The organism is Methylopila musalis (assembly GCF_042679725.1).
Lineage (GTDB): Bacteria > Pseudomonadota > Alphaproteobacteria > Rhizobiales > Methylopilaceae > Methylopila > Methylopila musalis.
Genome location: NZ_JBHTMX010000160.1, coordinates 1 through 6420, shown reverse-complemented (window position 1 = coordinate 6420; position 6420 = coordinate 1). Strand labels below are relative to the sequence as shown.

The following is a 6420-nucleotide window of genomic DNA, read 5'->3' as shown; positions in this document are numbered from 1 at the left end:
GGCCCCGAGCGCCGCGCGGCGGGAGCGATCCGCGTTCAGCGCGCAGGCCAGCATGATCCGCATCAGCGCCACCTGCGCGCCGTGGTGGTCGATCATGCCCGGCGAGAACCGTCCCGTGAGGCCGGGCGACAGCGCCAGCATCAGCGCCGACAGCACGCCCCCGGCGGGGCCGGCGATCGCGCGGCCGATGGCGGCCACGGCGAGCAGCGCGGGCAGGAAGGTGAGCGCCGGCCAGAGAAGCAGCGTGAGACGCAGGGCGGTCTCAGCCGGGAACAGCGCGCCGAACGCCGCGAGCAGCGCCGCGATCGGCAGGTCGATCAGCCGCGACCAGTGCATCAGCACGCCGCCCGAGGTGGGGTCGAGCCGCGTCTGGACCAGATCGAACCAGCCCTGCCCGGCCAGCAGGTCGCGCGCCTCAACGAGCCGCATGGCGTCGTCGGTGGACATGAGGTCGGGGCCGGCGGCGTAGGATCGCCACGCCCACCACAGCAGGCAGGCGAGCCAGATCAGCAGCGGCGCGGCGCGGACGCCGAGCGCGCCCGCGCGGGACGGCGTTCGGGAAAGCGCGGCGGCGTCCAGACTCGTCATGCGCCGATCACCCCCATCCAAGACACCAGCCGGCAGAATCCAGCGCGCGCTTCAACATGTTCGGAGCCGGCGCGGGTCAAGCCGCGCGCCCGGATCCGCCCGGACCCTGCCCCATCTCCGCCTTCGGAACGGTGAACGCGGCCCTGTTCGCGATTTCCTCGCCGCGCCGCCGGGGCTATCGTCGCCGCAAACGCGCCGGCGTCGACCGGGCGCGGCTTACGGGGAGACACGCCATGCGCCACGCCCTCCGACGTCTCGGCCTCGGCGCCGCGGCGCTCGCCGTCTCGCTGGCCATGGCGGCGCCCGCGGCCGCCGCGCCGGGCGGCTACGAGAATCGCGAAGCCTTGACCAGCGCGCTGAAGCTGCAGGCGCGGCTGCAGCGGGAGGCGACGTCCGACACACGCCCCGTGGCGGACCTGCTGAAGCAGGGCGTCGCCCAGATCCGCGCCGGCGAGTGGCGCGAGGCGGCGGTCAGCATGGCGCTCGCCGCCGGCAAGGACCCGGCGAGCGAGCAGGCGTGGCGCAATCTCTCGGTCGCGCTCACCCGCGTCGAGACCGACGACTATTCCGAGCGCGAGCGTTTCAAGGAGCAGGCGATCGGCGCCGCCTGGCGGGCCTACGAACTCTCCTCCGACGCCAAGACCCGCGGCCGGGCGCTCGCCGTGCTCGCCAACGCGCTGGTCTACAAGGAGGAGTTCCGCCCGGCGCTCGACGCCTACAAGGCGAGCCTCGCGGCCGCCCCCACGCCCGAGCTTCAGAAGGCCTACGACGCCCTGCGCGCCGAGCACGGGTTCCGTGCGCTCGATTTCTCGGTCGACGCCGACGCCGCCTCCCCGCGCGCCTGCGTGCAGTTCTCCGAGACGCTGGCCAAGGGCCGCGTGGACTTCGCCCCTTACGTGACGCTGAAGGGCGTGGAGAGCCCGGCGGTGAGCGCCAGCGAGCAGCAGCTCTGCGTGGACGGGCTGAAGCACGGCGAGACTTACGAGCTCACCGTGCGGCAGGGCCTGCCCTCCGAGGTGGACGAGACGCTGCCCTCGTCGAAGGAGTTCCGCATCTATGTGCGCGACCGCTCGCCCGCGGTGCGCTTCACCGGCCGCAACTACGTGCTGCCCTCCACCGGCCAGCAGGGCGTGCCGCTGGTCAGCGTCAACGTGGACGCGGCGACGGTCGAGCTCTACCGGGTCGGCGACCGCAACCTGACGCCCTCGGTGGTGTCCGGCGACTTCCAGAAGCAGCTCGACGGCGAGGCCATCGACCGGCTGCGCTCCGACACCGCCTCGCGGGTCTATGCGGGCGAACTGTCGGTGGAGCGCAAGCCGAACACGGACGTGGTCACCGCCTTCCCCGTCTCCGAAGCCGCGCCGAAGCTCGCGCCCGGCGTCTATGTGCTGATCGCGAAGCCGAAGAACGCGGTCGATCCGGAGCCGTGGGATTCGGTCGCGACCCAGTGGTTCGTGGTGTCCGATCTTGGCCTCACCGCCGTGTCGGGGACGGACGGCGTGAAGGCCTTCGCCCGCTCGCTCGCCACCGCCGGATCGCTCGCGGGGGTGGAGCTGAAGCTGATCGCCCGCGACAACGAGGTGCTCGCGGTCAAGACCAGCGACGCGGACGGCTTCGTGGCCTTCGAGGCCGGGCTCACCAAGGGGACCGGCGGCTCGGCCCCCGCCGTGCTGGTCGCCTCCAAGGACGGCGACTACGGCTTCCTCGACCTGACCAAGCCCGGCTTCGACCTGTCCGACCGGGGCGTCGGCGGCCGCGCGGCGCCGGGGCCGCTGGACGCGCAGGTGTTCGCGGAGCGGGGCGTCTACCGCTCGAAGGAGACCGTCCACGTCACCGCGCTGCTGCGCGACGACAAGGGCGCGGCGGCGGAGGGCCTGCCGCTGACCTTCGTACTCTCCCGCCCCGACGGCGTGGAGGACCGGCGCATTGTCTCCGCCGACGCCGGGGCCGGCGGACGCACGCTCCGCCTGCCGCTGGTGGATCAGGCCATGGGCGGAACCTGGCGCGTCGACGCCTATGCGGACGTCAAGGCCGCGCCCGTCGGCTCCGCCACCTTCCTCGTCGCCGACTACGTGCCCGAGCGGCTCGACCTGACGCTCTCCACCGCCGCGAAGGCGCTCGGCGCCGGCGGCGCGGCGATCGCGGTCGACGGGCGCTGGCTCTACGGCGCCCCGGCCGCCGATCTCGCGATCGTGGGCGACCTCACCGTCAAGCCGAGCGACACGGCGCCCGCCGGCTTCGAGGGCTATCGCTTCGGCCTCACCGACGAGCAGGTCGCGCCCGTCCGCACCCCGATCGACGGCCTGCCCCGCACCGACGCCGCGGGCAAGGCGCGGGTGACGGTGGCGGAGCCCGCGCCGCCCGCCACCTCCCGGCCGCTGGAGGCGGAGATCACCCTGCGGCTCACGGAGCCGTCCGGCCGCACGCTGGAGCGCGCGCTCACGCTGCCGGTGGCGGCCAAGGGGCCGCGCATCGGCGTCAAGCCGCTGTTCCGGGACCGGGTCGGCGACGGCGAGACCGCCCGGTTCGAGGTGGCCATGGTCGGCCCCGACGGCGCCTCCGTTCCAGCGGCGGGGCTGACATGGCAGCTGGTCCGGGTCGAGACCTCCTATCAGTGGTACTCCGCCAACGGCCGCTGGAATTTCGAGACCGTCAACCGCACCCGCCGGGTCGCGGACGGGAGGCTCGACCTCGCCGGAACCGGCCCCGGCCGCATCGAGGCCAAGGCGGATTACGGCCGCTACCGGCTGGAGGTGGCCTCCGCCGATCCGCAGGGGCCGGCCACCAGCGTCGCCTTTGACGCCGGCTATTTCGCCGGCGCCTCCGCCGACAGCCCCGACATGACCGACGTGGCGCTCGACAAGCCGTCCTACCGCGTCGGCGACACCGTCACCGCGACGCTCTCCAGCCGCTTCGCCGGCCGCGCCACCGTGCTGGCGGTGACGTCGGGCGTGGTGGCGCAGAAGACGCTCAACGTGGCGCCCGGCGCGACAAAGGTGAGCTTCGAGGTGACGGAGGGCTGGCGCCCCGGCGCCTATGTGGTCGCCTTCGTGCACCGCCCGCTCGACGCCAAGGCGAGCCGCATGCCCGGCCGCGCCGTGGGCGTGGCCCACGCCGCTGTGGACGCCCGCGACCGCACGCTCGGCGTCGCGCTTCAGGTCCCCGACGCCGCGGCGCCGCGCGGCCCGCTCGCCGTCCCGGTGAAGCTCACAGGCCTCGCCGCGGGCGAGAAGGCCTATGTGACGCTCGCCGCGGTGGACGTGGGCATCCTCAACCTCACCGGCTACAAGCCGCCGGCCCCCGATCTCGCGGTGTTCGGCCAGCGCAAGCTCGCCGCCGACATCCGCGACCTCTACGGCCAGCTCATCGACGGCATGAACGCCCAGGCCGGCCGGCTGCGTTCCGGCGGCGACGGCGCGGGCGCGGGCGGCCTGCAGGACACGCCGACCCAGGCGCCGCTGGCGCTGTTCTCCGGCCTCGTCCCCGTGGGCGCGGACGGGACCGCCACCGTGACCTTCGACCTGCCCGCCTTCAACGGCGCGGTGCGGCTGATGGCGGTGGCGTGGAGCGTGGGCAAGCTCGGCCACGCCGCGAAGGACGTGACGGTGGCCGACCCCGTGGTGGTGCACGCCGCCCTGCCCCGCTTCCTCGCGGACGGCGACCGCTCCCGCGTCCGGCTCGATCTCGACAACGTCTCGGGGCCTGAAGGGCCCTACCGCCTCGCCGTGGCGGCCTCCGGGCCGCTGGCGCTCGGGACCGCGCCGGCCAGCGTGACGCTCGGCGCCCGCGCGCGCGCCGCCGTCGAGGTGCCCGTCACCGCGAAGGGCGTCGGCGCGGGCCGGATCGACGTGGCGCTCACCGGGCCGGACGGCAAAGTCTACGCCCAGGCGCTGGCGCTCGAGGTGAAGCCCGCCGCGACGCCCATCACCCGCCGCTCGAAGGTGACGCTCGCCAAGGGCGCCGGCGTCACCGTCTCGAAGGATCTGGTGGGCGATCTCGTGGCCGGAACCGGCTCCGCCGCGCTGTCGGTGGCGAAGCCCGGCGCGCTCGACGCCGCCACCTTCAAGCTCGCGCTCGACGCCTACCCGTACGCCTGCTCCGAGCAGCTTTCGAGCCGGCTGGTGGCGCTGATCTACGGCGACGAGGCGGGGCTGTCGTCCCGCACCGCCGGAACCTCGCCGCAGGACGTGAAGGCGCGCGTCGCCGACACCGTCGCCCGCATCCTGTCGCGGCAGACGGCGGAAGGCTCGTTCGGCCTCTGGTCCGCGAACGAGGGCGGCGATCTGTGGCTCGACGCCTTTGTCACCGACGTGCTGGCCCGCGCCCGCGCGGCGCAGGCGGAGGTGCCGCACAAAGCGCTGGAGCTCGCGCTCGACAACCTGCGCAACACGATCGGCCTCCGGCAGGATTCCACCGAATCCGACGTGGCTTACGCCCATTACGTGCTGGCCCGCTCCGGCCGGGCGCTGGTGGGCGAGCTGCGCTATCTGGCGGATGTGAAGCTCGCCGAGTTCACGAGCCCGCTCGCCCGCGCCCAGATCGGCGCGGCGCTCGCCCAGATCGGCGACCGCACGCGGGCCGAAAAGGCCTTCGCCAGCGCGGAGGCCACCGCGGACGACCCCGCCAACCGGGTCGATTTCGGCTCGCTGCTGCGCGATCAGGCGGCGGTGCTGACCCTCGCCTCCGAGGCCCGGCTGGGCGCCGGCCTCCAGCCCGCCACGCTGCGGCGGATCGAGACCGCGCGGGCCGACCGCTCCTCGCTCTCCACGCAGGAGAACGCCTGGCTGCTGATGGCCGCGCGGGCGCTGCGCGCCCAGAGCGCGGACCTGAAGCTCACCGTGGACGGCGCCGCCCATCAGGGCCCGCTGTCGGCGGATTTCTCGCCGGCCCAGCTCGCAGCCGCACCGTCCCGCGTGGTGAACGCCGGCGAGACGCCGCTCGAGGCGATCGTCACCGTCACCGGCGCGCCGGTGATCCCGGAGCCTGCGGCCGAGCGCGAGTTCCATCTGGAGCGGCGCTACTACACGACCGCCGGCGTGGAGGTGGACCCGTCGAAGGTGGCGCAGAACAGCCGCCTCGTGGTGGTGCTGCGCGTGACCGAGCCCGAACCGCGTCCGGGCCGCGTGCTGCTGGTGGACCGCCTGCCGGCGGGCTTCGAGATCGACAATCCGGAGCTCGTCACCAGCGCCAAACTGCCAGCGCTGTCCTTCCTCGGCGAGGAGCCCACGGCCGTGCATTCCGAGTTCCGGGACGACCGCTTCGTCGCCGCTTTCGAACGCGAGGAGGGCGCCGACGCGCTCTATTCGGCGGCCTATGTGGTGCGCGCGGTCGCCCCCGGCGTCTACGCGCAACCCTCGGCGACGGTGGAGGACATGTACCGCCCCGAACGCTTCGCCCGCACCGGCGCCGGCCATGTGGAGGTGACCGCGAAGTGACCGCCGGCCGGGCGATCGGCGTTTCGTCGCGCAAGGCGGCGCGCTCGCGTGGCGACGTCGCCGACGCGCGCTCGGAGAGCGCCCGCGACAGCGCCACAGCGCTCCCTCCCCCCTTGCGGGGGAGGGTCGGGGTGGGGGGTGGCGCAGGATGGAGCGCTGGCGCCCACACGGCTGACCCCGAAGCCGCCGCAGCGCCATAAGCCATGTCGCCCGTGAGCCTCGACCCCAACCACCCCTACCCCCAACCCCTCCCCGCAAGGGGTAGGGGGGAAGAACGCGCCGCGCCGTCTGCGGGCCTCCCCCAACTCGCTGGCCCTGCCCCGACCTCCCGTCGCCCCACCGCCCTCGCCCGCGTCGCCGCCGCCTCGGCGCTCGCCGCGCTGGTGGCGGGACTCGT

The 6420-nt window shown here is 74.3% G+C and carries 2 protein-coding genes; one reads left to right on the top strand and one right to left on the bottom strand.

Going from position 1 to position 6420, the window contains the following annotated elements:
• The coding region (locus ACFQ4O_RS13730; protein ID WP_378776269.1) for an STT3 domain-containing protein at positions 1 to 588 on the bottom strand (588 nt) is incomplete at its 3' end.
• Positions 589 to 821: 233 nt separating this feature from the next.
• Between ACFQ4O_RS13730 and ACFQ4O_RS13725 the strand changes: the two genes are divergently transcribed.
• Positions 822 to 6023, top strand: coding sequence for an alpha-2-macroglobulin family protein (locus ACFQ4O_RS13725; RefSeq protein ID WP_378776267.1), 5202 nt, complete (start codon positions 822 to 824; stop codon positions 6021 to 6023).
• Positions 6024 to 6420: the final 397 nt, after the last annotated feature.

Coding starts and splice junctions, on each gene's coding strand:
- ACFQ4O_RS13725 (WP_378776267.1), top strand. CDS start 822: ATGCGCCACGCCCTCCGACGTCTCGGCCTCGGCGCCGCGGCGCTCGCC.